This window comes from Candidatus Blochmannia vicinus (assembly GCF_023586525.1).
GTDB classification, from domain to species: Bacteria; Pseudomonadota; Gammaproteobacteria; order Enterobacterales; family Enterobacteriaceae; genus Blochmanniella; species Blochmanniella vicinus.
On sequence record NZ_CP097763.1, the window covers coordinates 595,500 to 621,344 of the forward strand.

The following is a 25,845-nucleotide window of genomic DNA, read 5'->3' on the forward strand; positions in this document are numbered from 1 at the left end:
ATATTGTATACCAAAATTGTTTAAAAATTATTAATATATTAATTAAAGCAGCGTACTAAAAATCTATAAAATAATCAAAGATTATATAAAGATATTTACTTCATATCGTTAAATATTATAAAAACAGTAAAAACGTTAAGAATTACGGCTATTTGAATTTTTCAAGGAGTAAAGGATGCTTATTCTAACTCGACGAGTTGGTGAAACTCTTATCATTGGGGATGAGATTACAGTAACTGTGTTAGGTATTAAAGGGAACCAAGTTCGTATTGGTGTAAATGCTCCCAAAGAAATATCTATACACCGAGAAGAAATTTATCAACGTATTAAAGCTGAAAAATCACAACAAACTTTATGCTAAAGTTATTATTTTAAAATGAATTTTCTATACAAATAGTAATTTTATGATTAAAAATTTAGTTGTAAATTATATAAAAACAACGTAATGTAACAGGAAATTTTTTAATTATAAGAATAAAAATAAGTTGATGAAGAAAATAAATAAAAATATTCAGTGAGGTGGCCGAGAGGCTGAAGGCACTCCCCTGCTAAGGGAGTATATGGTTTTAGCACTGTGTCGAGGGTTCGAATCCCTCCCTCACTGTTTAACAGAGAGGAACGATGCACCCGTAGCTCAATTGGACAGAGCACTCGGCTACGAACCGAGAGATCGGAGGTTCGAATCCTCTCGGGTGTATTTGCATAATGTTTTATTTCACGCACACTAAAGATAGTAGTATCTTATAAATATACAGATATTACTATTGAAACTTTAATTGTTATTAAATAATATGGAAATATTAATAAATTGTGTTTACAATTACTTATTATAATTTTTATGGTTTAATTTATTACAATATCTATGTTTAATTTGAGTAATAAAAATGTTTGAAAACTTGTCTAAAAAAATATCGCAATCAATACATAATATCATTGGTTCTGGACGATTAACAGATAAAAATATTAAAGATACTTTAAATGCGATTAAAATTTCTTTATTAGAAGGTGACGTCGCATTATCTGTCGTACATGGTTTTATTAATAAAGTAAAAGAAGGAATCATTGGACAGAATATAAACAAACATTTAACTCCGGGTCAAGAATTAATTAAAATCATGCACACTTCTTTAGTAAAAATTATGGGAGAAGGATCGCATGATTTAAATTTACACACTCAAATACCTTCACTAATATTAATCGTAGGCCCACAAGGTTCTGGAAAAACTACTACTGTTGGAAAACTTGCTAAATATTTAAAAAATAAAAAAAATAAAAAAATATTAGTGATATCAACCGATACATATAGACCAGCAGGTATACAACAATTAAGAGCATTAATAAGTTCTGAAAATATTAGTTTTTTTTCAGATTATAATGTTGGTAATAAACCAATTGATATCGCTAAAATAGCAATTAGCGCGTCAAAATCACTATCTTATGATGTCTTACTAATAGATACCGCTGGTTGTTTAGATACAGATTATACTTTACTTTCAGAACTTTCAGAAATTCATAATGTTATTAATCCAGTAGAAACTTTATTCGTTATAGATTCTATGATTGGGCAGGTGGCTATTGATAGTATACATGCATTTAATAAGGCTTTACCATTAACTGGAATTATTCTAACTAAATTAGATGGAGATTCACGTGGAGGTGTGGCTTTATCTATTAAGTATCTTACCGGTAAGCCTATAAAATTTATAGGAACAGGAGAAAAAATTGACGAGCTAGAACCTTTTAATGCATACAGAATAGCTGGACGTATACTTGGAATGGGCGACATACTTTCATTAATAGAAGATATTGAAAATCAAGTGGAATGGGCTAAAGAAAAAAAATATATTGATAAAAATAATACAGATTTTAATTTATGTGATTTTTTAAATTATATAAAGCAAATACGTAATATGGGAGGAATTAACAAAATAATAAGTAAACTGCCTTCTAATTTAGGAATTAAATTAAATGATGTTCAATCATATACTCATAACAATACATTTGCACATATAGAAGCGATAATTAACTCTATGACCATTAAAGAACGCTTAAATCCAGACATAATTAAAGGATCTCGGAAAAAACGTATTGCTAATGGATCTGGAGTACACATACAAGACGTTAATAAATTGCTCACTAAATTTAATCATATACGTATTACAATACAAAAAATAAATAAAAATGAAGCATTTCGAGTAATACGTACATTAAAAGACAAAATATCATCTAAATTTACAATTGGTTAAACATGGTTTGCATACTTAGTTCAGTAGTATATAAGCTTTTATATCATATATCATAAGTCTGATTGCTTTTAATTTTCAATTCAGGATATATATATCTATGGTAAGAATTAGATTAGCACGAGGAGGCAATAAAAAAGCTCCTTTTTATCACATAGTTGTTGCTGATAGTAGAAATGCGCGTGATGGTCGTTTTATTGAGCGTATCGGATTCTTTAATCCAATTAAATTTAGAAATAATAAAAACCTACATATAAGCATAGAACGAGTAAAATTTTGGTTACATAAAGGAGCAAGCCCATCTAAACGTGTTTTAAAATTAATAAAAATTCATGAATAATAATTCAATATGAAAGATAACAAAAAAAATAAAATAGAGCAACCTGTTACTAATCCTATAGTAATAGGAAAAATTGTAGGTGCATATGGTGTTTTAGGGTGGATACGAATCATATCTTTTACCGAAAAAAGTGACAATATTTTTTTTTATAATCCGTATTACGTCATAATTCAATCTAAATGGAAATCAATTTATTTAGATAAATGGAGATTACTTGGAAAACGTTATATTGCCAAGATGCGAGAAATATCAAATAGGGAATCTGCTCAATTATTAAATCATTGTGAAATGATTATAGATAAGACACGGCTCCCTCATCTAAATACTGATGAATATTATTGGAAAGATTTAATAGGATGCACAGTAATTACAGTAAAAGGAATTTTTTTGGGGAATATTATTAGCATGATAGAAACTACAGCAAATGACGTTTTAGTAGTAAAAATGTATCAAAACAAATTTGCTGGGATTAGAAATTGTCTTATTCCTTTTCTTATAAAGAGAGTTATAAAAAATGTTGATCTTGTTATACGTACTGTAACTGTAGATTGGGATCCTAATTTTTAATTACTCATGGGATTAAAATTTTATAAAAATATGTGGTTAGGTGTAATTACTTTATTTCCAGAAATGTTTCGCCCTATTATTCATCATGGAATAATAGGGCGATCAATTCGAAATGGTATTATTTCGATAAAACTATGGAATCCACGTGCCTTTACAGATAATCTACACTGTAGTGTAGATGACCGTCCCTATGGAGGCGGGCCAGGTATGTTAATGATGATTGAACCTCTAAAAAATGCAATTAACCACGCTAAAAACGAATTAGGAAATAATATTAAAGTAATTTATCTCTCTCCTCAAGGAAAAAGATTAAATCAGAAATATGTGCGCAAATTTGCATCTAATTATCAAAAACTAATTTTGGTTTGTGGTAGATATCAAGGTATTGATGAAAGATTAATTCAAACAGAAATTGATGAAGAATGGTCTATAGGAGATTATATTCTCAGCGGAGGAGAATTAGCTGCGATGGTAATAATAGATACTATGTCTAGAGTTATCCCTGGTGTGCTAGGTAATCAAAATTCAAAAGAATCAGATTCTTTTTCTAAAGGAAAATTAGATTGCCCACATTATACACGACCAAAAATTTTTGCAGGAATGAAAGTGCCATCAGTATTATTATCAGGAAATCATAGTAATATTGCTCGCTGGAGACAAAAACAAGCTTTAGGTCGTACTTGGATCAAAAGACCAGATTTGCTTGATGATATACAATTAACTGACGAAGAAAAAGAGTTACTAGTTGAATTTAAAAATGAGCACATTTTATCTTTAAAAGAAAAAGAATTAGGGAAATAATATAATGTATGAATTAATAAACAATTTTGAAACAAAACAAATAAAAAAAAATGTACCACGTTTACATTCAGGTGATACGATAGAAGTTAAGACCTGGGTCATAGAAAACAATAAAAAACGGTTACAAACTTTTGAAGGTATCGTTATTGCTATTAAAAATCGTGGATTACATTCTTCATTTACTGTAAGAAAAATTTCTAGCGGAGAAGGGGTAGAACGTGTTTTTCAAACACACTCTCTTGTTATTGAAGAGATTAAGATTAAACGATTTGGTTTTGTTCGTCGCGCTAAATTATATTATTTACGTAATCTCAGCGGAAAATCTGCACGTATCAAAGTAAAAGTACGTATAAATTCATAAAATACTTTTTTATTTTATTAAATAATTAATACATATTCAATAATATATATGTGTTTATTTACTAAATTTTAATATATTAAAATTATTTATCATCTAATTTACTTTAATTATTAGGACTTTCGATTGCAATAATCATCTATTTATATACAAATAGATGCGCTAAAAACAATACAATATGTATTGTGTACATGTACAAAATCTTAATTTTGATTAAACTAAATCAATAATATTTCATATAGAATAATAACTTATTATTAGTAGCACTTCACATAAATTTAAAAATTAAATAAATTTAATTAATCAATATATAATAATTTATTAACAATTATAATGTAAAACTATATTTACATTAGTTTTACATGTGTATCATAATATAGTCACATATCATCATTTTTAATTAATGATTTAGTATTATAGATTTATACTATGACATCTTATTATATCAAGGTTAACAATATGCAGAAAAATGAGCGTAATAGCATCTATACTTGCAACACGTACCCAATAATTACCCCTGAACAATTAAAAAACCAATTTCCTATAACACATGCAGAACAACAGACCATTGTTAATTCTCAAAATATAATTATAAATATTATTCACAGACGTGATCCACGTTTTTTAATAATATGCGGTCCTTGCTCTATCCACGATGTTAATGCTACTTTTGATTATGCCAATAAATTAAAAACCCTATCAATAGATTTACAAGATCAACTATATATTGTTATGCGGGTATATTTAGAAAAACCTCGCACTAATATCGGTTGGAAAGGCTTAATTAATGATCCGTATATGAATGGTTCTAATGATATTGAATCAGGATTAAAAACTGCTCGAAATCTGCTAGTACAATTAATAAAAATTGGATTACCTCTCGCTACTGAAGTATTGAACCCAAACATTCCACAATATATTGGAGAACTCTTCAGTTGGTCATCTATCGGAGCGCGTACTGCAGAATCTCAAATACATCGAGAAATAGCTTCTGGATTAAATACTCCTATAGGATTCAAAAATAGTACTAACGGTAATTTTTCTAATGCAATTAACGCAATACGTGCTGCGATGATGCCTCATTGCTATATTAGCATTAATCAATCAGGTCAAGTATGTTTGCTGCATACAAAAGGCAATCCTAATGCTCATATAATTTTACGCGGAGGAAAAACTCCTAATTATCATCCAGCGGATGTTATTTGTTGTGAAAAAAAAATAATAGAAGCAGGAGGAGGATTATCATTGGCATTAATGGTAGATTGCAGCCATGGAAATTCTGATAAAGATTATCGTCGTCAGATTAATGTAGCGCAATCTATTTCACATCAAATTAAACATGGAAACCGTTCTATCATTGGTTTAATGATTGAAAGTTATATTCACTCTGGAAATCAATCTATAAATTTATCATCATCTTCTACAGTACAGTATGGAGTATCAGTCACCGACGCATGTATAGACTGGGAAACAACTCAACACTTATTATATGATTTATATAAGGAATTAAAACCATTTCTTATAAAGCGCATATCAGGAGCCGAAATGGCATGATAGAGGAACTGAATATTTTACGAAAAAAAATTGATAAAATAGATCAAGCTTTATTAAAGCTATTATCCAAACGACTTTCTTTAGTCTCTGAAGTAGGAGAGATAAAAAGTCGTTATGGATTATTTATTTATGCACAAGATAGAGAGGAAATAATAGTAGCCTGTCGAAGGAAAGAAGCAATAAAATTAGGTGTTTCTCCAGACTTAATAGAAGATATATTACGCCGCGTCATAAGTGAATCCTATTGCAATGAAAATGAAAAAGGATTTAAAACATTATGTCCAAATTTAGGCCCGATTGTTATAATTGGAGGAAAAGGAAAAATGGGCCAGTTTTTTTGTAAAATGCTAACTTTATCAGGATATACAGTACGAATTTTAGATAAAAATGATTGGACTAATGCAGAATTAATACTAACAGATGCTGGAATGGTGATAATCAGCGTTCCTATTCATTTAGTTACTAATGTTGTTTGTAAATTACCATATATACCTCATAACTGTATTATAGTAGATTTATCATCTATAAAAAAAATATCCTTAAATGCTATACTGTCTGCACATAGCGGACCAGTATTGGGATTACATCCCATGTTCAATCCAGACCATGGCAGCATGGTGAAACAAGTAGTAATTTGTTGTGACGGACGTTATCCAGAAGCATATCAATGGTTATTAGAACAAATACGATTATGGGGTGCAGAATTATATTTCTGCAATATAACAGAACATGATCGATATATGAGTCTAACACAAGGATTATGTCATTTTATTACTTTTATAGCGGGATATTATTTATTAAAAGAAAATATTGATTTAAAAAAAGTACTATCTCTTTCTTCGCCAATATTTCGGTTAAAGTTAATAACAATAGGACGGTTATTTGCTCAAGATCCACAATTATATGCAGATATCATAATGACTTCAGAAAATAATCTAATATTAATCAAACGTTATTATAGGAGACTAGGTAGAATTCTAACATTATTAGAACAGAATAAAAAACAAGAATTCATTGATCAATTTAAAAAAATTAAAAATTGGCTTGGTATATATACTGATATTTTTTTTGTAGAAAGTCGTAAAATATTACGTCAAATTAATCACATGCAAAAATAACACACAAGATTAATAATAATAATCTAAATAATATTGACTAATTTTTGTAATTATTTTCCTTAAAATTATATTTATCTAGATTAAAAAATCTAACTATATAAAAAATTAATTGTTTAAAATTTAAAATTATATTTTGTACATAAGAATCTGGGACATTTTTATAGTCGATATTTACATGTGTTGAAAATAAGTGCATAATTACCTATTATTTACGATTGCATATAGCTACATACAAAAAATAGTACGTATATTGTCATTATTCAAAACGTTTATATATACTTATTTAATATAGTATATAAATCTATTGTTATTGCAATTTCTAACTATACTAGCAGATGACTTACATTGATAACAACCTAATATTTTTAATAAACATGAAATTTTTCGTAATTCAATCAAAACTTGTTGTATATATATGTCATTAATATGTGCCATCATTTCAATAATAATTATATTGTCTGATTTACTATATGATAAAACACGTGGTTTTAAGTAAGTTTTTTTAATATTATAATATTGCAATATTTTTAGAACTTCACACAATTTTTCTGATTGTTGATTAACGGAAACAATAATCATAGTTTTTATGGCCATAGAATTATTAACAACTTCAATATTTGTATTTTTTAAAATAATAAATCTGGTTGTATTTTTCTGGTAATTAGATAGGTTATATGTTAACAATGAATGTAATCCATAAAACGCGCCTCCTTGCATGCTTCCTAAAGCTGCTAAATTAGATTGATTTAATTTAGCCACTGTTTCCATAGCATCTGCGCTGCTTTTACAGAATATAATTTTCCATGTCGAAAAATTTTTTAAAAATCTGCTACATTGTTGCACAGGTTGGGGATGACTATATATAATCTGAATTCGATTTACGTCAGTATTGCTATTTACTAATATACAATGATTTATAGGAATAGTAATTTCGTCTACTAGTAATAATCGGGTGTTAAGTAATAAATCACATACTTCATTAATTAATCCAGAATTAGAATTCTCGATAGGAACTACACCATATTCTGCATAACGACATTCTACTAAAGTAAAAATATCATTAAATCTTTGACAACTATATTCTACCATTCGATCAAAATGACAATTCGCATATTGCATAGCAGCAATATGCGAATAAGAGCCTTTAGGACCTAAAAATGCTATATGCACTGTAGATTTATAAATCATAATAATACTCATTTACTGTAATATTTTAATATTACAGATATTATCTACATAATAATTATAGTTTCTATAACGATATTTTCAAAAATTAATACCCAGTTTATAAATATTATACGATTAATTTCTATATAGAACATAATGAAAATTATTCGTAAATCATATTGAATCAATATATTGGATTGGCAACGATAATTTTTGCGACTTTGTCAGCTTGATCTGGTAAATATATATTTTGATAAGCTTGTTGCATATAATACAATGCTTTACGAGTTGCTTGAGTATCTGGAAAACAATATAACATTTTTTCTACGCGAGCTATCACTGATATATAAGCATCTCTTTTAGCATAAAATTCTACAATAGCAAGTTCATACTCAGCTATTCTATTTTTTAGAAAAATTAAGCGTCTGTAAGCATCTGAAAAATATCGACTATTCGGATATCCATGAATCAGTTTCACAAAACTATGGAATGCGGTATGCGCATACGTAGGATTGCGATCAAACCAATTCATATTTAGATATTTTATTAATGTCTTATTATCTTCATCTAAGCACATATTAACTACGCCATGCATGTATAGTACATAATCAAAATGTTTATGATTAGGATATAATTTAAAAAAACGTTCTATATAATTATTTGCTAATTTGAAATCATTCAATTTATAATAAGCATAAATTAAATCTAAATAAATTTGTTGCGGACAAGGATCAAATAATCGTAAATTTTGTAAATTTACTAAATCTTGCACTGCTCCTTTATAATCAGCGTTATATAATTTATTTTGAGCAAGTTTATAAAGATTACGGGCAGAACAACTCATAACGCGATCAGAAGCAATGGTATAAGAAGTTATAATGGTGCTAATAATGATTACGATTATTATGTGGAGTTGAACACGTTTCATAAAAGTTTTATTAATACTCCATGCTACATGTAAATATTAATAGATCACATATAATGAATTCGTTGTTAACGAATATCATACAATAATTTAATTAAATTTTAATAATTCAACCATATTATTAATATAATGACATCCGAATACTATACTATAAAACCTATAGTTGTACAAACATCGCAATCTGGAAAACGATTAGATTGTGTTCTATCTGAATTATTACCAAATCATTCACGTTCTCAAATAAAACGTTGGATTCTTTCTAAGAAAGTGCAAGTTAATAATCAAATAATTCTCATACCTAAAAAAAAAATGATAGGTGGTGAATTTATTGAAATAAAAAATATTATTAATATCAAAAATAATAGTATAGTTCCTCAAAATATCCCTCTTGAAATTATATACGAAGATAATGATATTGTAGTAATAAATAAAACAAAGAATATAGTAGTGCACCCAGGAGCTGGTAATTATTCAGGTACTATATCAAATGCTTTATTATACAAATATCCATCTATTATCAAAGTATTTCGAACAGGTATCGTTCAACGCCTAGATAAGGATACTACTGGTTTAATGGTTGTAGCCAAAAACGTTAACGCATATCATCACTTATTACAACTATTTAAAAAAAAAAAATTATTAGAGAATATGAAGCCATAGTTCTTGGCAGGTTTACCCATAATGAAGGAATCATAGACGAACCAATTCGAAGACATACTGTTCATCGTACTCGCATGACGGTAAACCCCATGGGAAAGTCCGCTGTTACACATTATTCTACTATAGAAGCATTTAATATGCATACTAGGCTTCGTGTGCGCCTTGAAACTGGAAGAACTCATCAAATTCGTGTACATATGGCTCATATTAATCACCCATTATTAGGAGATAAGAAATATGGAAAATTAACTTATTTTGTTAAAGGCACATCTAATGAACTCAATGATTATTTACGTATTTTTAATCGACAAGCATTACATGCAACTACGTTGCAACTATATCATCCTGTTACTAAAATACAAATGAAATGGGTTATACCTTTACCTTCAGATATAACAAAATTAATAAATATATTGCGAAAAACTAAGAATATGTTAAATAATACTATTCATTTACAAAAGACACTTTATTGAGATACTTTATTTTTACGACAACTACAACTTGATTATTTAATAAAAATATTATATAAAATTAATTATGTTAAATCGATTATGATTGACATCATACATATAATAAAATTATGCATACACCGGAGTATGGTAACATGCATTTTATATTTTTAATAATATATATGCTTGAATTTTGAGTATTTAATCTCCATATCATCATGATTCATGTTAACTAGAGATGAAAGTGGTTAGTGTTTGTCTCTTATTATAAGAGGGCGATGGAATGTTATGCGGTTAGATCATTTTACTCATCATTTTCAATTAGCACTTTCTGATGCTCAATCTATAGCACTTAGCAAAGATAATCAATTTGTTGAACCTACCCATGTGATGCTTGCTTTTTTAAAAGAAGAAACTGGATCAGTATATCAGTTATTAGTACGCGCCGGATCTAATATTTATCAATTAACTAAATCAGTTGAACAGGCATGTGATTTCCTACCAAAAGTGGAAGGTATTGGGGGAAATATTCAATGCTCACGTGATCTAATTAAAATATTAAATATATGTGATAAATTAGCACAGAAATACAATGATACTTTCATTGCATCAGAAATGTTCATATTAGCAGTGATTGAATCTCATGGGATGTTAAACGATTTATTAAAAAAATCTGGAGTAATTGTAGAAAACATAAAAAAAGCAGTAGATTACATGCGTAACAATCGGTTAGTTAATGATCAAAAAGCAGAATCTCAGCGTCAAGCATTACGAAAATTTACTATAGATATAACTAAATGTGCAGAAAAAAATAACCTTGATCCTGTTATTGGTCGAGACGAAGAAATTCGTCGTACCATCCAAGTGTTGCAGAGACGTACTAAAAATAATCCCGTTCTTATTGGAAAAGCTGGAGTAGGAAAAACTGCTATTGTAGAAGGATTAGCACAACGTATTGTTAATGGTGAAGTTCCAGAAGGATTAAAAAATAGTCGTATATTAGCTTTAGATATGGCTGCATTATTAGCGGGATCAAAATATAGAGGAGAATTTGAAGAACGTCTAAAGAACGTGTTAAACGATATATCTAAAGAAAAAGACAATATTATTTTGTTTATTGATGAACTCCATATTATGGTTGGAGCCGGCAAAACTGATGGGTCAATGGATGCAAGTAATATGCTTAAACCAAGACTGGCTAAAGGTGAATTACATTGTGTAGGAGCAACTACATTTGATGAATATAACAAGTACATTGAACAAGATGCAGCTTTAGAAAGACGTTTTCAAAAAATATTTGTTGCTGAGCCTAGTGTTGAAGATACTATAGCTATTCTTCGTGGATTAAAAGAACGTTACGAACTACATCACAATGTTCATATTACTGATCCAGCAATAGTAGCTGCCGCAACCTTATCATATCGATATATTTCTGATCGTCAATTACCGGACAAAGCTATTGATCTAATTGATGAATCTGCTTCTAGTATTCGTATACAAATAGATTCTAAGCCAGAAGAATTAGACAGATTAGAACGACGTATTATACAGTTAAAGTTAGAGCAACAAGCTTTGAAAAAAGAATCAGATAACGCTAGTATGAAACGATTAGAAGCATTAACTACTGAATTAGTACAAAAAGAACAGAATTATGTTACTCTTGAAAAAGAGTGGAAAAATGAAAAGATTTACTTATCTAGCGCTCAAAACATTAAATCTGATTTAGAACAAGCAAAAATTGCCATTGATCAAGCACGCCGTATTGGTGATTTAGCTCGTATGTCTGAACTGCAGTATGGTAAAATTCCAGAATTAGAAAACAAACTATCAACAGTGTTGCAACATAATAGTAAAAAGATGCGTCTTCTACGAAATTGTGTTACTGATATAGAAATTGCTGAAGTATTATCTCGCTGGACTGGTATTCCCGTTTCTCGGATGTTAGCTAATGAAAAAGATAAATTATTACATATGGAGCATGCTTTACATCAATTAGTCATTGGACAACATGAAGCAGTAAAAGCAGTGTCTAACGCTATTCGTCGGAGTCGATCTGGATTATCTGATCTTAAACGCCCAATTGGTTCATTTATGTTTTTAGGGCCTACTGGAGTGGGGAAAACTGAGTTATGTAAAGCATTATCTATGTTTCTTTTTGATACTAATAACGCAATAGTTCGTATTGATATGTCTGAATTTATGGAAAAACATTCTGTGTCACGGTTGTTAGGAGCTCCTCCTGGTTACGTTGGGTATGAATCAGGGGGGGGATATTTGACTGAATCAATACGTCGTCGACCGTATTCTATTATTTTATTAGATGAAATAGAAAAAGCGCATGTAGAAATTTTCAATGTATTATTACAAGTATTAGATGACGGACGATTAACAGACGGACATGGACGAACAGTAAATTTTAGTAATACCGTGATCATAATGACCTCTAATTTAGGATCAGATTTAATTCAAAAACGATTCGGAATCATAGATTATCAAGAAATAGAAATTACAGTATTAGATATAGTCAATCGACATTTTAGACCAGAATTTATGAATAGAATAGATGAAATTGTGGTGTTTCATCCGCTGAACGCTGAACATCTAATCAAAATTGCTAATATTCAGTTACAATATTTGTGTGATCGTTTAGAAGAAAAGGGATATCCTAACACTAATATTACCAATAAAGTCTTAGTATTTTTATCAAAAGTTGGATTTGATCCAATATACGGTGCGCGCCCATTAAAACGTGCTATACAACAACATATTGAAAATGAATTATCTCAAAAAATATTATCTGGGGAATTATTACCAGGTAAAAATATTACCTTAGATGTTGTAAATAACACAATTGTTTTTATTCAATAATTTACAATTCATTTTAAACAGACAATTACCTAAGTATCATTGAATAAAAATTATTAAAAATTTAATTATCTTAGAGTGTAAAAAAATTAAGTTTGGTTTGAATTATTAGTATTTAGTTATTATTTATATTCAGATAATTAATCATACATATGAAAATTATTGCATTAATTTATTATATAGTAATTATAATTATGTATAAATTGAATAACATCCGATAAAAATAGACCAATTACATTATTGGGACGTATGGGTTTTTAAGTGTAATAAACTTTATATAAAATTATTTACTAAAAAATAAGTTTTATATTCATAAAATAATACGTATCTAATATTTTTATTAAAAATTTAAATATATGAAGCATTATGTGCATTTAAAATCATTAAATACTTTTTCAATTGACGTATTTGCTAAACATGTAGTAACTGCGCATAATGAATGTGCTTTATTAAGATTTTGGAAGAAAGCTTATAATAAAAGAACACCTGTTCTCATTTTAGGAGGTGGCAGTAATATATTATTTTTAGAAAACTATATTGGAACAATATTATTAAATAGGATAAAAGGTATTTTTATTACTGAAAATAAAATGGCATGGAGACTCCACGTTGGAGCTGGAGAAAAATGGCATGAATTAGTAACTTATACCATAAATAAAAATATACCAGGTTTAGAAAATTTAGCCTACATTCCAGGATATGTAGGGGCTGCCCCCATCCAAAATATTGGAGCTTATGGTGTTGAGCTATCTCAAATATGTGAGTATGTAGATGTTATAGATTTATATAATGAAAAAAAAATTCGTTTCTTTCGTGCTGAATGTAATTTTCAATATAGAGATAGTATTTTTAAAAATTGTTTAAAAAAATATGCTATTGTATCCGTAGGATTAAAATTAAATAAAAAATGGAAACCTGTACTAAGTTATCACGAATTAACTCATTTAAATAAAGATAGTATCACGCCCCGTCAAGTTTTTAATTTTATTAATATTATTAGACAAAAAAAATTACCAGATCCTATTTTAGTAGGAAATGCTGGTAGTTTTTTTAAAAATCCAATAGTAGATACTAATATAGCACGTTATTTATTTCAAATTTATCCAAATATGCCTTATTATTCTCAAAAAAATGGAAAAATAAAATTATCAGCAGGATGGTTAATAGAACGTTGTCAATTAAAAGGTTATATGTTTGGGGAAGCAGCAATACATCCTAAACAATCACTAGTATTAATTAATCGCAGGAAAATAGCTACTGGGACCGAAATTGCAGCATTAGCTCTTTTTATATATAATCAGGTTGCAGATAAATTTAATATTTATCTGCAACCTGAAGTTAGGTTAATTGGTAATTATGGAGAGATAAATCCAAAAAAATTATTTACATAATAAACGGTTTACGTAAATTTAGATTAATTAGAAACTTAAAATTATATACATTTTATAATTCTTATGATACATGTAATTTAATCAATTGATCTGAAATCATTAAAAAATTAAATAAACATTAAAATATAAATATCAATTTTATTTTGGGAATTTTAAAATTTTGTTAAACTCTAACGACAACCATAGTTTTATCACATGTTCTCCTTTCTTAAATAAATTTAAAATTTTAACACAATTACCTGAAGGCAAAGTAATTGTGTTAAATGAAGTGCATTCAACAAACCAATATATAATAGATAATATTCCATATATAAGATCCGGTGACGCTTGTGTTTCAGAACATCAAACGCAAGGAAGAGGAAGGAGAGGAAAAATTTGGGTTGCGCCTTTTGGAGAAAGTATTTGCTTATCCATTTATTGGGCATTAAATAAGACCCCACCGACAATCACTGAACTTAGCATAATGATAAGTATTGTTGTAGCAAAAATATTAAAGAATTTAGGCGTATCTCAAATTAAAATTAAATGGCCTAATGATTTATATATCTATGGTAAAAAATTAGCAGGAATCTTAATTGAAATTATAACACGAAGTGATAATATCGCTCATATAATAATAGGTATTGGTATTAATTTGTCTATGCGCACGAGTATAGCATTGAATAATAAAATTGGTAAAAACTGGATTAATCTAAAAGATATTGGAATTATACTTGATCGAAATATTTTAGTGGCAACGCTTATTAATACATTAAATAAGAAATTAAAAGATTTTATATATTTGGGATTTGATCCATTTATTTCCTACTGGAAAATTTTTGATTATTTATATAACAAACCGATAAAATTATTGGTTGGCAACCATACAATATATGGTACAGCTCTTGGAATAAACATGCATGGAGCATTGATAGTGGATCAATCAAATGTAACAGGGCATTATTCAGGAGATGATATTTCTGTGGATTTATCCTAGAATCCAAATTCTATTAAAAGTTTCCTTACTAAAATAGTAACATATTACTAAAATGATACATTTGCAATTTTCATTATAAAACTTATTTTCTTAATTGAACATTATCTACTGTATGATTAATACCTTTTTTCAAAATTAAATTTGCCCGTTCTCGAGTAGGTAAAATATTTTTTTGTAAATTTAGTCCATTTATTTTAGCCCATGATTTCGAGGCTATAGAAATTATTTTTTTTTTAGATAATTGCGTATAACGATAAAAATAAGAATCAGGATAAGAAAAAGTAGTACAACAAAATTTTAAAAATCTATTAATATACCATTCTTGTAGTAAATGTTCTGGAGCATCAACATAAATAGAAAAATCAACAAAATCAGACACAAAAACGCAAGGTAAATTGTAGTTATAATCGTAATTAGTTTGTAAAACATTTAATCCTTCCAAAATAAGAATATCTGGCTTATGAATTATCTGTTGAACGTTAGGAATAATGTCATATTTTACATGAGAATATACAGGAATTGTCATTGATCGTACCTCTCCAGATTTAATTTTTGAGATAAAATTCACTAAACTAACTATATCATAAGATTGTGGAAAGCCTTTTTTCTTCATTAAATTCCGTTTTTTTAATATTTTATTAGAATATAAAAATCCATCAGTTGTTACTAATTCTACAGCACGGTGTTCGGGCCACCTACTGAGTAGCGTTTGCAGTACTCTAGCTGTAGTACTCTTTCCCGCAGAAACACTACCAGCAATACCAATAACGTATGGTATACGTTGTTCGTGGCTATTCAAAAATTGCTTTAAAATATTTTGCCGCCTCATATTTGAATGAATATATAAATTAAGCAGCCTAGATAATGGTAAATAAATTTCTATTACTTCATTTATAGAAATATTATTATTTATATCTCTTAAGTTCATAATTTCTTTTTGAGATAATATGCCATTGATATCATCTCGAAAAGAAGCCCATTCTTTACGATTAAAAGTTAAAAATGGTATAGATGAAACATGTAACATATTGTTTCTATTATAATAAAATGTATAAATAAATATTTTATATAATTAAATCTTCCATTTTAGTTCTTGATCAAAATAGAAGATTTAATTATAATCGTGTATTTATAATTGCAATGTTATAAAACATAATAATTTATATCTTTAAAATAAAAATCTATTTCTTAAAAATATTTTGAATACTTTTATTGTCTCAAATACAATAGTATAATATATTTTTTAAATATACTGTTCATCAGAGTAGAATAGTGCTTGTTTTATTAAAATAATAATTAATGTGATGCCGGTGTAGCTCAATAGGAAGAGCAACTGATTTGTAATCAGTAGATCAAAGGTTCGAATCCTTTTGCCGGCATCTGTAAAAATTATGATGGGGTTCCCGAGTGGCTAAAGGGAGCAGACTGTAAATCTGTCGTCGTAGACTTCGAAGGTTCAAATCCTTCCCCCATCATTTAATTATGTATGAAATTAATTTCATTCTTCTATAGTGGGCATTGTATAATGGTTATTACCTCAACCTTCCAAGTTGATGATGTGGGTTCAATTCCCACTGTCCACTTTTTATAACATAGTAGAATTATGCTGATATAGCTCAGAAGGTAGAGCACACCCTTGGTAAGGGTGAGGTCAGCAGTTCGAATCTGCTTATCAGCATTTATATAAATTTTTCCCGTGAAGATATTAACAATGTTATAATAAAAAGATAATCTGAATATAATAAATAATTTTAATTCTAAATATATATAAACTAAAACACCATTTAGGAGCTTCTATGAAAGGAGATAATCATCTTATCATTCATCTTAATAACTTACTGAGTGATGAATTAATGGCCGTAAACCAATATTTTTTACATGCTAAAATCTTTAAAAATTGGGGGTTAAAACGCCTTAATAATATAGAATATCAAGAATGTATGGATGAACTAGATCATGCAGACCTTTATACAAAACGTATTTTATTCCTAGAAAGTATGCCTACCTTAAGAAAATTTGATTCATTAAATATTAATAAAAAAATTGAAGATATTTTACATGCTGATCTTAACTTAGAATATCATAGTGTTGAAAATTTACGTAAAAGTATCAAATATGCTGATTCAATACAAGATTACATATCTAAAGATATAATGATACAAATTCTTAATGACGAAGAGAAACATATTGATTTTTTAGAAACAGAACTAAATCTCATGACAAAAATTGGTATGCATAATTATATACAATCCCAATTGAATGAATGATCTTTTATATCAAAAAAAATTATTTTAAAAAATGTTTATATAATTTTTAAAAATTATTAAAAATGCTTTAAAAACTTTTATTCCAAATTAATCTTGTTTTTTATTTGCTTACTGGTACACTGAATTTACGCAGTACTTCTTTTGTAAAAAATTGAGTATAACCAATTACTATTTTACACTAAGTATAAAATACGATTTTGCACATTAAATGTAGTGGCACAAAATATTTTAAACCATTAATTATAAACTAAAAGACTACAAAATATTACAAGATTGTATACAAATTTGTTCATGAAATAATTAATTTTTTGGAGCTATATATTTAAACATGCAAAACCAAAGAATACGTATTCGTTTAAAAGCATTTGATCACCGATTAATAGATAGATCAACTGTAGAAATCGTAGAAACCGCCAAACGTACTGGTGCTCAAGTACATGGACCTATCCCGTTACCCACTAAAAAAGAGAGGTTCACTGTTTTAATTTCTCCGCATGTTAATAAAGATGCAAGAGACCAATATGAAATACGCACTCACAAACGTTTAATAGATATTGTCGAGCCTACTGATAAAACGGTAGATGCTTTAATGCGTTTAGATTTAGCAGCGGGGGTAGACGTACAAATTAGTCTAGGTTAGAATAGTATATATAGTTTTATATACATAAAACAAATTATAAATTTCATTTTAAAACAAAAGAGGTTGTATCCATAATAATGAAAGGTTTAATTGGTAAAAAATTGGGTATGACTCGACTATTTAATGAAGATGGCTTGTCTATTCCTGTAACCATGATTGAAATAAAACCTAATCGTGTAACACAAGTAAAAAATATTAAAAATGATGGATATTGCGCAGTGCAAGTAACTACTGGAATAAAAAATATTAAACATGTTAATAAATCAGAAATCGGACATGTGCTAAAATCAGGTATTGATCCCGGTCGTGGGTTATGGGAATTTCGCTGTGATAATAAAACAGAAATATTAGTAGGAGATATCATTACTATACAGATTTTTACAGATGTTAAAAAAGTTGATATCACAGGAATATCCAAAGGAAAAGGATTTTCGGGTACAATAAAACGCTGGAATTTTCATATGCAAGATGCAAGTCACGGCAATTCTTTATCACACAGAGCTCCTGGATCTATTGGACAGAACCAAACTCCTGGTAGGGTATTCAAAGGTAAAAAAATGGCAGGACAATTAGGAAACTACAAAGTTACGGTACAAAATTTAGATGTTATAAGTGTTGATGTAGCACGAAATATATTATTAGTTAAAGGTGCTGTTCCGGGAATAATTGGTGGTAACTTAGCTATCAAAAAATCCATTAAAGTACAATTCAAAGAGAAAATATAAATGGAATTAAAAATTAAAGACTTCACAACAAACATAAATATATCAGATTCAACCAAATTTTATGTATCTGATAAAATCTTTGGATGTCCTTTTAATCCAGCATTAATACATCAAGTTGTTTCTGCTTATTTAACTAATTCTCGCCAAGGAACAAGATCCCAAAAAGGACGTTCGGAAGTTGCAGGTTCTAATAAAAAACCTTGGCGTCAAAAAGGAACCGGCAGAGCACGTGCTGGATCAATAAAGAGCCCTATTTGGCGATCTGGAGGAGTAACCTTCGCAGCTAAACCTAAATTATACAGCCAAAAAATAAACAAAAAAATGTATCGAGGAGCAATAAGAAGTATTTTATCTAAATTAGTTTGCGATGATCGTTTGTTTTTAATAAGAAATTTATTTATAGAAAAACCGAAAACTAAATTATTATTAGAAAAATTGCAAACAATAACACCAAGAAAAAGCATATTGATTTTTACTGATTTTTTAGATAATAATTTACTTTTGGCATCACGTAATATTTACAAAATAGAGATACGTACTGCGACGCATATAGATCCAGTAAGTTTAATAAATTTTAATACCACTTTAATTACTGATACCAGTATAAAAAAAATTGAGAAGCAATTGATATGATTTATCAAGAACGTTTATTAAAAATATTAAAATCTACACATGTTTCTGAGAAAACATCTATTCAATCAGAAAAATATAATACTTTTGTTTTTAAAGTAGCAAGATACGCAACTAAAACAGACATTAAAAACGCTATGAATATGCTGTTTTCTATAAAAACAAATAATATAAACACTGTAGTTATCTCAGGAAAATCTAAAGGTACAGCTAATAATATTGGTCATCGTAGTAACTGGAAAAAAGCGTATGTTGTTTTAGAAAAAAACCAAAAAATAGATTTTATAAATATAATAGAATAGATAAACATGGAAAATTAAAAGAAATGCCTATTGTGAAATGCAACCCAACTTCCCCAGGTAGAAGGCATGTTAGTAAATTAGTTAATTTTGATTTATATAAAGGGAGTCCTTGCTCTTCATTATTATCTAATAAAATTAACAAGTCAGGTGGACGTAACAATTATGGTCGTATTACTGTACGCCATATCGGAGGGGGGCATAAAAAACGTTACCGAATAATTGATTTTAAACGTAACAAAGATGGGATTCCAGCGATAATAGAACATTTAGAATATGATCCAAATCGTTCAGCAAACATAGCATTAATTTTATATAAAGACGGAGAACGCCGTTATATTTTGGCTCCAAAAAATATAAAAATAGGTGACGTTATTAGTTCTGGATTAAACGCTCCGATTAAACTGGGCAATTCTTTGCCTCTGAGCAATATTCCGATTGGATCTTCTATTCATAACGTAGAAATGAAAATAGGAAAAGGTGGGCAATTAGCACGTTCTGCAGGATCCTATATACAAATAGTAGCCCGTGATGGAGAATATATAATTCTCAGACTACGATCTGGAGAAATACGTAAAGTTCGTTGTGAATGCCGAGCAACTATAGGAGAAGTTGGTAATTCTGAACATATGTTACGAATGTTAGGAAAAGCTGGAGCTAACAGATGGCGTGGCAATCGCCCTACTGTACGCGGTACGGCTATGAATCCAATTGATCATCCTCATGGAGGCGGGGAAGGTAAAAATTTTGGAAAGCATCCCGTATCTCCTTGGGGAGTACAAACCAAAGGAAAAAAAACACGTAATAACAAACGTACCAACAAATCTATATTGTCTCATCGAAAAAATAAAATATAAAGAATTTAGGAAAAATTTATGCCTCGTTCTATTAAAAAAGGTCCATTTATAGACCTGCATCTTCTGAAAAAAGTAGAAAAAGCAATAGAAATAGGTGATAAAAAACCTATTAAAACTTGGTCGAGACGATCAACAATATTTCCAAGAATGATTGGTTTAACTATATCGATACATAATGGACGTAAACATATACCTGTATTCATCTTAGATGAAATGGTTGGGCATAAATTAGGCGAGTTTTCTCCAACTCGTACCTATCGTGGCCACTCGGTTGATAAGAAAACAAAAACCATTGTTAAAAAATAATTATAATCTTAAAAATAAGATTTACTATAGGGGATAGTCTGGTATGGCAACAATTGCTAGATACCGTTATATTCGTTCTTCTGCTCAAAAGCTTCGTTTAGTAATCAATATGATCCGAGGGAAAAAAGTATCTCAAGCACTTGATATTTTAGAATATACTAACAAGAAAGCTGCAAAATTAGTAAAAAAAACTTTAGAATCTGCTATTGCTAACGCGGAACATAATGATGGTTTAAATTTTAATAATTTAAAAATTATTAAAATTTTTGTTGATAACGGGCCTACTATTAAAAGAATCATGCCACGAGCTAAAGGACGATCAGATAAAATTATGAAACGAACAAGTCACCTTACCATAATGGTATCTAATTAAAAAATATATTTAAATGGATGGAGTATTATAAATGGGTCAAAAAGTACATCCGAATGGAATACGGTTGGGTATCACCAAAACATGGCATTCCACTTGGTATGCAAATAATAAAGATTTTTCTAACAACTTAGGAAACGATTTTTCAGTGCGTCAGTTTTTGGCAAAAAAACTCTCAAAAGCTTCAGTATCTCGTATAATTATTGAGCGTCCTGCTAAAAGCATAAGAGTGACTGTTTATACAGCTAGGCCTGGACTCATAATTGGAAAGAAAGGAGAGGATATTGAAAAATTACGTAAAAATATAGCAAAAATTTCTGGCGTTCCAACGCAACTAAATATTGCTGAAGTTCGTAAACCAGAATTAGATGCGAAACTATTGGCTGATAATATAGCATCTCAATTAGAACGCAGAATAATATTTAGACGGGCAATGAAACGAGTTGTACAAAGCGCAATGCGTCTAGGAGCAAAAGGAATTAAAGTAGAAATAAGTGGCAGATTAAGCGGCGCTGAGATTGCTCGTACCGAATGGTATAGGGAAGGACGTGTTCCATTACATACTTTTCGTGCTGACATTGATTATAGTCTTGCGGAGGCACAGACTACATATGGGGTAATTGGTATTAAAGTATGGGTATTTAAAGGCGAAATCTTAGGGGATATATTATCTACTACAACAGGCTACTCAAATCAATCAATTAAAAACACATAAAAATCGCAGATAAAGGATAATAATAGGATGTTGCTGCAACCAAAATATACAAAATTTCGTAAAATGCATAAAGGGCGTAATCGTGGATCAATAACAAATGACAATATTAGCTTCGGAAAATTTGCTTTAAAAGCTACTAGTCGTGGGCGATTAAAATCTTGTCAAATTGAAGCAGCACGGCGTGCTATAAGTCGTGCTATTAAGCGTCAAGGGCAAATATGGATTCGTGTGTTTCCAGACAAGCCTATCACTAAAAAACCTCTTGAAGTACGAATGGGAAAAGGCAAAGGTAATGTAGAATATTGGGTAGCGTTAATCCAGCCAGGAAAAATTTTATACGAAATAAATGGAGTACCGAAAGAATTAGCATGTAATGCTTTTAAATTAGGTGCTGCAAAATTACCAGTTAAAACCACTTTAATAGGAATATAATGAATAAAATAATAAAATCATTAAATCAAAATAAAAAGAATGTTATTACTTCGTTTAGAGAAGAATTAATGAAGGTATTACGTGAATATTTTAACTTACGTATACAAGCCAAAGCAGGTCAGTTAAAACAATTGCATTTATTAAAAAAAGTGCGCCGTAATATAGCATCTATTAAACATTATTTATCTAATAATAAAAACATGTAAATAGGGAGGGTATTTTATGGTTGATAGGATTCGTATCCTGATCGGGCGCGTAATTAGTAATAAAATGAACAAATCTGCTGTTGTTTCTGTTGAACGCTTAATTAAACATTCAACATATGGAAAGTTTATTAAACGCACTACCAAATTACATATACACGACCCTAATAATGAAACCAGTATTGGAGATATCATTTCAGTACAGGAATGTCGCCCCATTTCTAAAACAAAATCTTGGATACTAACTTCTATTATCAAAAAATCAGATTTTTTTTAAATAAAATATAATATATAATTAACAATCAATTGTTGAGCCTAACTAATATAAGAGGTGTGCGGGTATATATTTCTTTTAAAAATGTCAATTAATTATCATTATTATAATTATTATGGAGTTTTATGTGATTCAAGAACGTACTATTTTAAATGTGGCTGATAACTCTGGCGCTCGATATGTAATGTGCATTAAAGTGTTAGGAGGGTCTGGCCGTCGTTATGCTAATGTCGGTGACGTTATTAAAGTTGCTATTAAAGAAGCAGTACCACGCGCCAAAGTAAAAAAAGGTGATGTATTAAAAGCTGTTGTCGTGCGTACAAAAAAAGGCGTGCGTCGTTCAGATGGATCTGTTATTAGATTTGATAATAATGCTTGTGTACTGCTACATGATACAAGTGCTCAACCTGTAGGAACTCGTATTTTTGGACCAGTAACTCGTGAATTACGTAACGAAAAATTTATGAAGATTATTTCTTTAGCCCCCGAAGTACTTTGATGGAGATAATTATAATGGCAGCAGCTAAAATTAAACGTAATGATGAAGTTATTGTATTAAGCGGAAAAGATAAAGGAAAAAAAGGAAAAGTAAAATACATTTTTTATGATAAAGGTAGAGCTATAGTAACAGGAATAAATTTGATAAAAAAACACCAAAAACCCATCCCAAATAAAAATCAACCAGGAGGCATTATTGAAAAGGAAGCATCTATCGATTTATCCAATATTGCAATATTTAATACTACTCTAAATAAAGCAGATCGTGTAGGATTTAAAATAAAAAATGGTAAAAAAATACGCATCTTTAAGTCTAATGGAGATATAGTTAAATAGCCGGAATAACATATGACTAATTTATATGATTATTATAAAAATAATGTAATACAAAGTTTGATAGAAAAATTTCAGTACCGATCTGTTATGCAAGTTCCTACAATTAAAAAAATTACTATTAATATGGGAGTAGGAAAATCTATTACCAATAAAATTTTTTTAGAAAAAGCAATAGAAGACTTAACAAAAATTTCAGGGCAAAAACCAATCATAACTAAAGCGCGTAAATCTATTTCTAGTTTTAAAATTAGGCAAGGGCAGCCAATTGGATGTAAAGTAACCTTACGAGGAACACGAATGTGGGAATTTATTGAGAGATTCATTTCTATTGCTATGCCTCGTATTCGTGATTTTCGTGGTTTATCTATGAAGTCTTTTGATGGTTATGGTAACTACAGCATTGGAATACGTGAGCAAATTATCTTTCCTGAAATTGATTATGATACTGTTGATGATATGCGAGGAATGGATATCACTATAACTACAAATGCTATTTCTGATAATGAAGCATATGCTTTATTATCAGCTTGTCATTTTCCATTTCGAAAATAATCTTATCCCTTCAAATAAGAGAGTTAAAACATGACTAAAGAGTCCGTAAAGGCGCGCGAAATAAAGCGTCTAAAATTAGTTAATAAATATTATACACAACGTATTTCTTTAAAAAAAATTATTATTAATCAACATCTGCCTAACAAAGAACGTTGGAACGCTGTTTTAAAATTGCAGACTTTACCACGTGATTCTAGTCCATCTAGACGACGTAATCGTTGTCGTCACACTGGTCGTCCTCATGCTTTTTTAAGAAAATTTGGACTGAGTCGTATGAAGTTACGTGAAGCTGCTATGCGTGGAGAAATACCTGGTCTAAGAAAAGCTAGTTGGTAATCAATTATTTACTGTCGGAGCTCTACATAATGAGTATGCAAGATTCAATCTCGGAAATGTTAACTACTATACGTAATGGGCAAATTTCTAAAAAAGAAAAAATTTGCACCCCATCTTCCACAATTAAAGTAGCAATTGCTAATGTATTAGCAGAAGAAGGATTCATAAAGAAATATAATATTAAAGATAATGTTAAACCTGTTTTAGAAATATTTCTAAAATATTATCAAAAAAGAAAACCTGTCATAGATACTATAAAACGTATTAGTCGTCCTGGGTTACGTATCTATAGAAAGAGAAGAGAATTACCTCAAGTAATGTCTGGTATGGGGATTGTTATTATTTCTACTTCTAAGGGTATAATTACAGATAACAAAGCTCGTCAGCTTAATATTGGTGGGGAGATCATATGTTATGTATCCTGATGCTAAACATATTTCTACACCACATGCATATAAAACAATCATTCTTGTTCCTAATATAACAACAATAAAACTACAAGACCGTTTTATTTATGTTACAGGCACACGTGGAACGTTAACTTTAAAATTACATAAATCAATTGACGTGCAACAATTACATGACGAAAAAAAGCTGTTGGTATATACCAACGAAAATATTAATATTAAAAATAAAGCCTTAATAGGAACAACACACGCATTAATTAATGGTATGATTACTGGTGTCACAACAGGTTTTACTAAGAAACTACAATTAATAGGGATAGGTTATCGTGTAGCTGTTCAAAATAATATAATAAGTCTAACTATAGGATTCTCTCACTCTATTAATTATACTTTACCTGTAGAAATTACAGCAACATGTCCAAGTCAAACCGAAATTACTATAACAGGGATAAATAAACAAATTGTTGGGCAAATTGCAGCAGATTTAAGATCACTTCGCCCCCCTGAACCTTTTAAAGGAAAAGGTATTCGCTACATTAATGAAATAGTACATAACAAAGATACTAAAAAAAGATGATGATTAT

The 25,845-nt window shown here is 29.3% G+C and carries 32 protein-coding genes, 6 tRNA genes and 1 pseudogene; 36 read left to right on the plus strand and 3 right to left on the minus strand.

The window, feature by feature from the left end:
* Positions 1-175 precede the first annotated feature (175 nt).
* The 10 genes from csrA (at position 176) to tyrA (ending at position 6,981) form a co-directional block, all read left to right on the plus strand.
* Positions 176-361 carry a carbon storage regulator CsrA gene (gene csrA / locus M9408_RS02440; RefSeq protein ID WP_250236520.1) on the plus strand — a complete coding sequence of 62 codons (186 nt, stop codon included), beginning with the start codon at positions 176-178 and terminating at the stop codon, positions 359-361.
* 152 nt (positions 362-513) lie between these two features.
* A tRNA-Ser gene (locus M9408_RS02445) sits at positions 514-604 on the plus strand.
* A 19-nt stretch (positions 605-623) separates the two neighbouring features.
* Positions 624-697, plus strand: a tRNA-Arg gene (locus M9408_RS02450).
* 187 nt (positions 698-884) lie between these two features.
* Positions 885-2,246 carry a signal recognition particle protein gene (gene ffh / locus M9408_RS02455; RefSeq protein ID WP_250257074.1) on the plus strand — a complete coding sequence of 454 codons (1,362 nt, stop codon included), beginning with the start codon at positions 885-887 and terminating at the stop codon, positions 2,244-2,246.
* A 97-nt stretch (positions 2,247-2,343) separates the two neighbouring features.
* Complete coding sequence (gene rpsP / locus M9408_RS02460; protein WP_250236524.1) at positions 2,344-2,583, plus strand: 30S ribosomal protein S16; 240 nt, start codon at positions 2,344-2,346, stop codon at positions 2,581-2,583.
* Between the two features lie 9 nt (positions 2,584-2,592).
* Positions 2,593-3,150 carry a ribosome maturation factor RimM gene (rimM, locus tag M9408_RS02465; RefSeq protein ID WP_250257075.1) on the plus strand — a complete coding sequence of 186 codons (558 nt, stop codon included), beginning with the start codon at positions 2,593-2,595 and terminating at the stop codon, positions 3,148-3,150.
* 30 nt (positions 3,151-3,180) lie between these two features.
* On the plus strand, positions 3,181-3,951 hold the full coding sequence (gene trmD / locus M9408_RS02470) for a tRNA (guanosine(37)-N1)-methyltransferase TrmD (protein ID WP_250257481.1): 771 nt from the start codon (positions 3,181-3,183) through the stop codon (positions 3,949-3,951).
* Between the two features lie 4 nt (positions 3,952-3,955).
* Positions 3,956-4,312: a 50S ribosomal protein L19 gene (rplS, locus tag M9408_RS02475; RefSeq protein ID WP_250257076.1), complete on the plus strand. Its 357-nt coding sequence runs from the start codon at positions 3,956-3,958 to the stop codon at positions 4,310-4,312.
* Positions 4,313-4,768: 456 nt separating this feature from the next.
* Positions 4,769-5,863 (plus strand): 3-deoxy-7-phosphoheptulonate synthase, encoded by a 1,095-nt coding sequence (locus M9408_RS02480; RefSeq protein WP_250257077.1) that lies wholly within the window; start codon positions 4,769-4,771, stop codon positions 5,861-5,863.
* Positions 5,860-6,981 (plus strand): bifunctional chorismate mutase/prephenate dehydrogenase, encoded by a 1,122-nt coding sequence (gene tyrA, locus M9408_RS02485; RefSeq protein ID WP_250257078.1) that lies wholly within the window; start codon positions 5,860-5,862, stop codon positions 6,979-6,981. The genes M9408_RS02480 and tyrA overlap by 4 nt, the downstream gene beginning before the upstream one ends.
* A 279-nt stretch (positions 6,982-7,260) precedes the next feature.
* On the opposite strand, the gene M9408_RS02490 is transcribed toward tyrA, so the two are convergent.
* Both M9408_RS02490 and bamD read right to left on the minus strand, forming a co-directional pair.
* On the minus strand, positions 7,261-8,169 hold the full coding sequence (locus M9408_RS02490; protein ID WP_250257079.1) for a prephenate dehydratase domain-containing protein: 909 nt from the start codon (positions 8,167-8,169) through the stop codon (positions 7,261-7,263).
* Positions 8,170-8,332: 163 nt separating this feature from the next.
* The gene (gene bamD, locus M9408_RS02495) at positions 8,333-9,076 is read right to left on the minus strand and encodes an outer membrane protein assembly factor BamD (protein WP_250257080.1); all 744 of its coding nucleotides are present in this window, start codon (positions 9,074-9,076) and stop codon (positions 8,333-8,335) included.
* Positions 9,077-9,202: 126 nt separating this feature from the next.
* On the opposite strand from bamD, the pseudogene rluD reads away from it, so the two are divergent.
* The 4 genes and pseudogenes from rluD to M9408_RS02515 all read left to right on the plus strand — a co-directional run bounded on the left by rluD (position 9,203) and on the right by M9408_RS02515 (position 15,414).
* A pseudogene (gene rluD, locus M9408_RS02500) lies at positions 9,203-10,206 on the plus strand (23S rRNA pseudouridine(1911/1915/1917) synthase RluD).
* A 264-nt stretch (positions 10,207-10,470) separates the two neighbouring features.
* Positions 10,471-13,050, plus strand: a complete 2,580-nt coding sequence (gene clpB, locus M9408_RS02505; protein ID WP_250257482.1) for an ATP-dependent chaperone ClpB — start codon at positions 10,471-10,473, stop codon at positions 13,048-13,050.
* A 353-nt stretch (positions 13,051-13,403) separates the two neighbouring features.
* Entirely contained in the window at positions 13,404-14,438 is a 1,035-nt protein-coding gene (murB, locus tag M9408_RS02510; RefSeq protein ID WP_250257081.1) for a UDP-N-acetylmuramate dehydrogenase, read from the plus strand.
* A 160-nt stretch (positions 14,439-14,598) separates the two neighbouring features.
* Positions 14,599-15,414 (plus strand): biotin--[acetyl-CoA-carboxylase] ligase, encoded by an 816-nt coding sequence (locus M9408_RS02515; RefSeq protein WP_250257082.1) that lies wholly within the window; start codon positions 14,599-14,601, stop codon positions 15,412-15,414.
* 82 nt (positions 15,415-15,496) lie between these two features.
* Here the strand turns inward: M9408_RS02515 and coaA are convergent, their stop codons facing one another.
* Entirely contained in the window at positions 15,497-16,441 is a 945-nt protein-coding gene (gene coaA, locus M9408_RS02520; protein ID WP_250257083.1) for a type I pantothenate kinase, read from the minus strand.
* 279 nt (positions 16,442-16,720) lie between these two features.
* Between coaA and M9408_RS02525 the strand changes: the two genes are divergently transcribed.
* From M9408_RS02525 to rplF, 22 genes are all read left to right on the plus strand, one after another.
* Positions 16,721-16,793, plus strand: a tRNA-Thr gene (locus tag M9408_RS02525).
* A gap of 14 nt (positions 16,794-16,807) precedes the next feature.
* Positions 16,808-16,889, plus strand: a tRNA-Tyr gene (locus M9408_RS02530).
* Positions 16,890-16,925: 36 nt separating this feature from the next.
* Positions 16,926-16,997, plus strand: a tRNA-Gly gene (locus tag M9408_RS02535).
* Positions 16,998-17,019: 22 nt separating this feature from the next.
* Positions 17,020-17,092: transfer RNA gene (locus M9408_RS02540), tRNA-Thr, on the plus strand.
* Between the two features lie 118 nt (positions 17,093-17,210).
* On the plus strand, positions 17,211-17,681 hold the full coding sequence (gene bfr / locus M9408_RS02545; protein WP_250257084.1) for a bacterioferritin: 471 nt from the start codon (positions 17,211-17,213) through the stop codon (positions 17,679-17,681).
* A gap of 328 nt (positions 17,682-18,009) precedes the next feature.
* Positions 18,010-18,321: a 30S ribosomal protein S10 gene (rpsJ, locus tag M9408_RS02550; protein ID WP_250232109.1), complete on the plus strand. Its 312-nt coding sequence runs from the start codon at positions 18,010-18,012 to the stop codon at positions 18,319-18,321.
* A gap of 77 nt (positions 18,322-18,398) precedes the next feature.
* Positions 18,399-19,046 (plus strand): 50S ribosomal protein L3, encoded by a 648-nt coding sequence (rplC, locus tag M9408_RS02555; protein WP_250257085.1) that lies wholly within the window; start codon positions 18,399-18,401, stop codon positions 19,044-19,046.
* Entirely contained in the window at positions 19,047-19,679 is a 633-nt protein-coding gene (rplD, locus tag M9408_RS02560; protein ID WP_250257086.1) for a 50S ribosomal protein L4, read from the plus strand.
* Positions 19,676-19,978, plus strand: a complete 303-nt coding sequence (gene rplW, locus M9408_RS02565; protein WP_250257087.1) for a 50S ribosomal protein L23 — start codon at positions 19,676-19,678, stop codon at positions 19,976-19,978. Before rplD ends, rplW begins: the two co-directional genes overlap by 4 nt.
* 23 nt (positions 19,979-20,001) lie before the next feature.
* Entirely contained in the window at positions 20,002-20,832 is an 831-nt protein-coding gene (gene rplB, locus M9408_RS02570) for a 50S ribosomal protein L2 (protein ID WP_250257088.1), read from the plus strand.
* A gap of 18 nt (positions 20,833-20,850) precedes the next feature.
* A complete protein-coding gene (gene rpsS, locus M9408_RS02575; protein WP_250257089.1) occupies positions 20,851-21,138 on the plus strand; it encodes a 30S ribosomal protein S19 in 288 nt (95 codons plus the stop codon).
* Positions 21,139-21,181: 43 nt separating this feature from the next.
* A complete protein-coding gene (rplV, locus tag M9408_RS02580) occupies positions 21,182-21,511 on the plus strand; it encodes a 50S ribosomal protein L22 (RefSeq protein WP_250236558.1) in 330 nt (109 codons plus the stop codon).
* Positions 21,512-21,542: 31 nt separating this feature from the next.
* On the plus strand, positions 21,543-22,223 hold the full coding sequence (rpsC, locus tag M9408_RS02585; protein ID WP_250236560.1) for a 30S ribosomal protein S3: 681 nt from the start codon (positions 21,543-21,545) through the stop codon (positions 22,221-22,223).
* Positions 22,224-22,253: 30 nt separating this feature from the next.
* On the plus strand, positions 22,254-22,655 hold the full coding sequence (gene rplP / locus M9408_RS02590) for a 50S ribosomal protein L16 (protein ID WP_250236703.1): 402 nt from the start codon (positions 22,254-22,256) through the stop codon (positions 22,653-22,655).
* Positions 22,655-22,861: a 50S ribosomal protein L29 gene (gene rpmC / locus M9408_RS02595; protein ID WP_250257090.1), complete on the plus strand. Its 207-nt coding sequence runs from the start codon at positions 22,655-22,657 to the stop codon at positions 22,859-22,861. The genes rplP and rpmC overlap by 1 nt, the downstream gene beginning before the upstream one ends.
* Positions 22,862-22,877: 16 nt before the next feature.
* The gene (rpsQ, locus tag M9408_RS02600) at positions 22,878-23,135 is read left to right on the plus strand and encodes a 30S ribosomal protein S17 (protein WP_250236564.1); all 258 of its coding nucleotides are present in this window, start codon (positions 22,878-22,880) and stop codon (positions 23,133-23,135) included.
* 124 nt (positions 23,136-23,259) lie between these two features.
* Entirely contained in the window at positions 23,260-23,631 is a 372-nt protein-coding gene (rplN, locus tag M9408_RS02605; protein WP_250236704.1) for a 50S ribosomal protein L14, read from the plus strand.
* A gap of 14 nt (positions 23,632-23,645) precedes the next feature.
* Positions 23,646-23,966, plus strand: coding sequence for a 50S ribosomal protein L24 (gene rplX, locus M9408_RS02610; protein ID WP_250257483.1), 321 nt, complete (start codon positions 23,646-23,648; stop codon positions 23,964-23,966).
* Positions 23,967-23,978: 12 nt separating this feature from the next.
* Positions 23,979-24,518, plus strand: a complete 540-nt coding sequence (gene rplE, locus M9408_RS02615; protein WP_250257091.1) for a 50S ribosomal protein L5 — start codon at positions 23,979-23,981, stop codon at positions 24,516-24,518.
* Positions 24,519-24,548: 30 nt separating this feature from the next.
* Positions 24,549-24,854, plus strand: a complete 306-nt coding sequence (gene rpsN, locus M9408_RS02620) for a 30S ribosomal protein S14 (protein WP_250236569.1) — start codon at positions 24,549-24,551, stop codon at positions 24,852-24,854.
* Between the two features lie 29 nt (positions 24,855-24,883).
* Positions 24,884-25,279: a 30S ribosomal protein S8 gene (rpsH, locus tag M9408_RS02625; RefSeq protein WP_250236571.1), complete on the plus strand. Its 396-nt coding sequence runs from the start codon at positions 24,884-24,886 to the stop codon at positions 25,277-25,279.
* Entirely contained in the window at positions 25,269-25,838 is a 570-nt protein-coding gene (gene rplF, locus M9408_RS02630) for a 50S ribosomal protein L6 (protein WP_250236573.1), read from the plus strand. The genes rpsH and rplF overlap by 11 nt, the downstream gene beginning before the upstream one ends.
* Positions 25,839-25,845 lie beyond the last annotated feature (7 nt).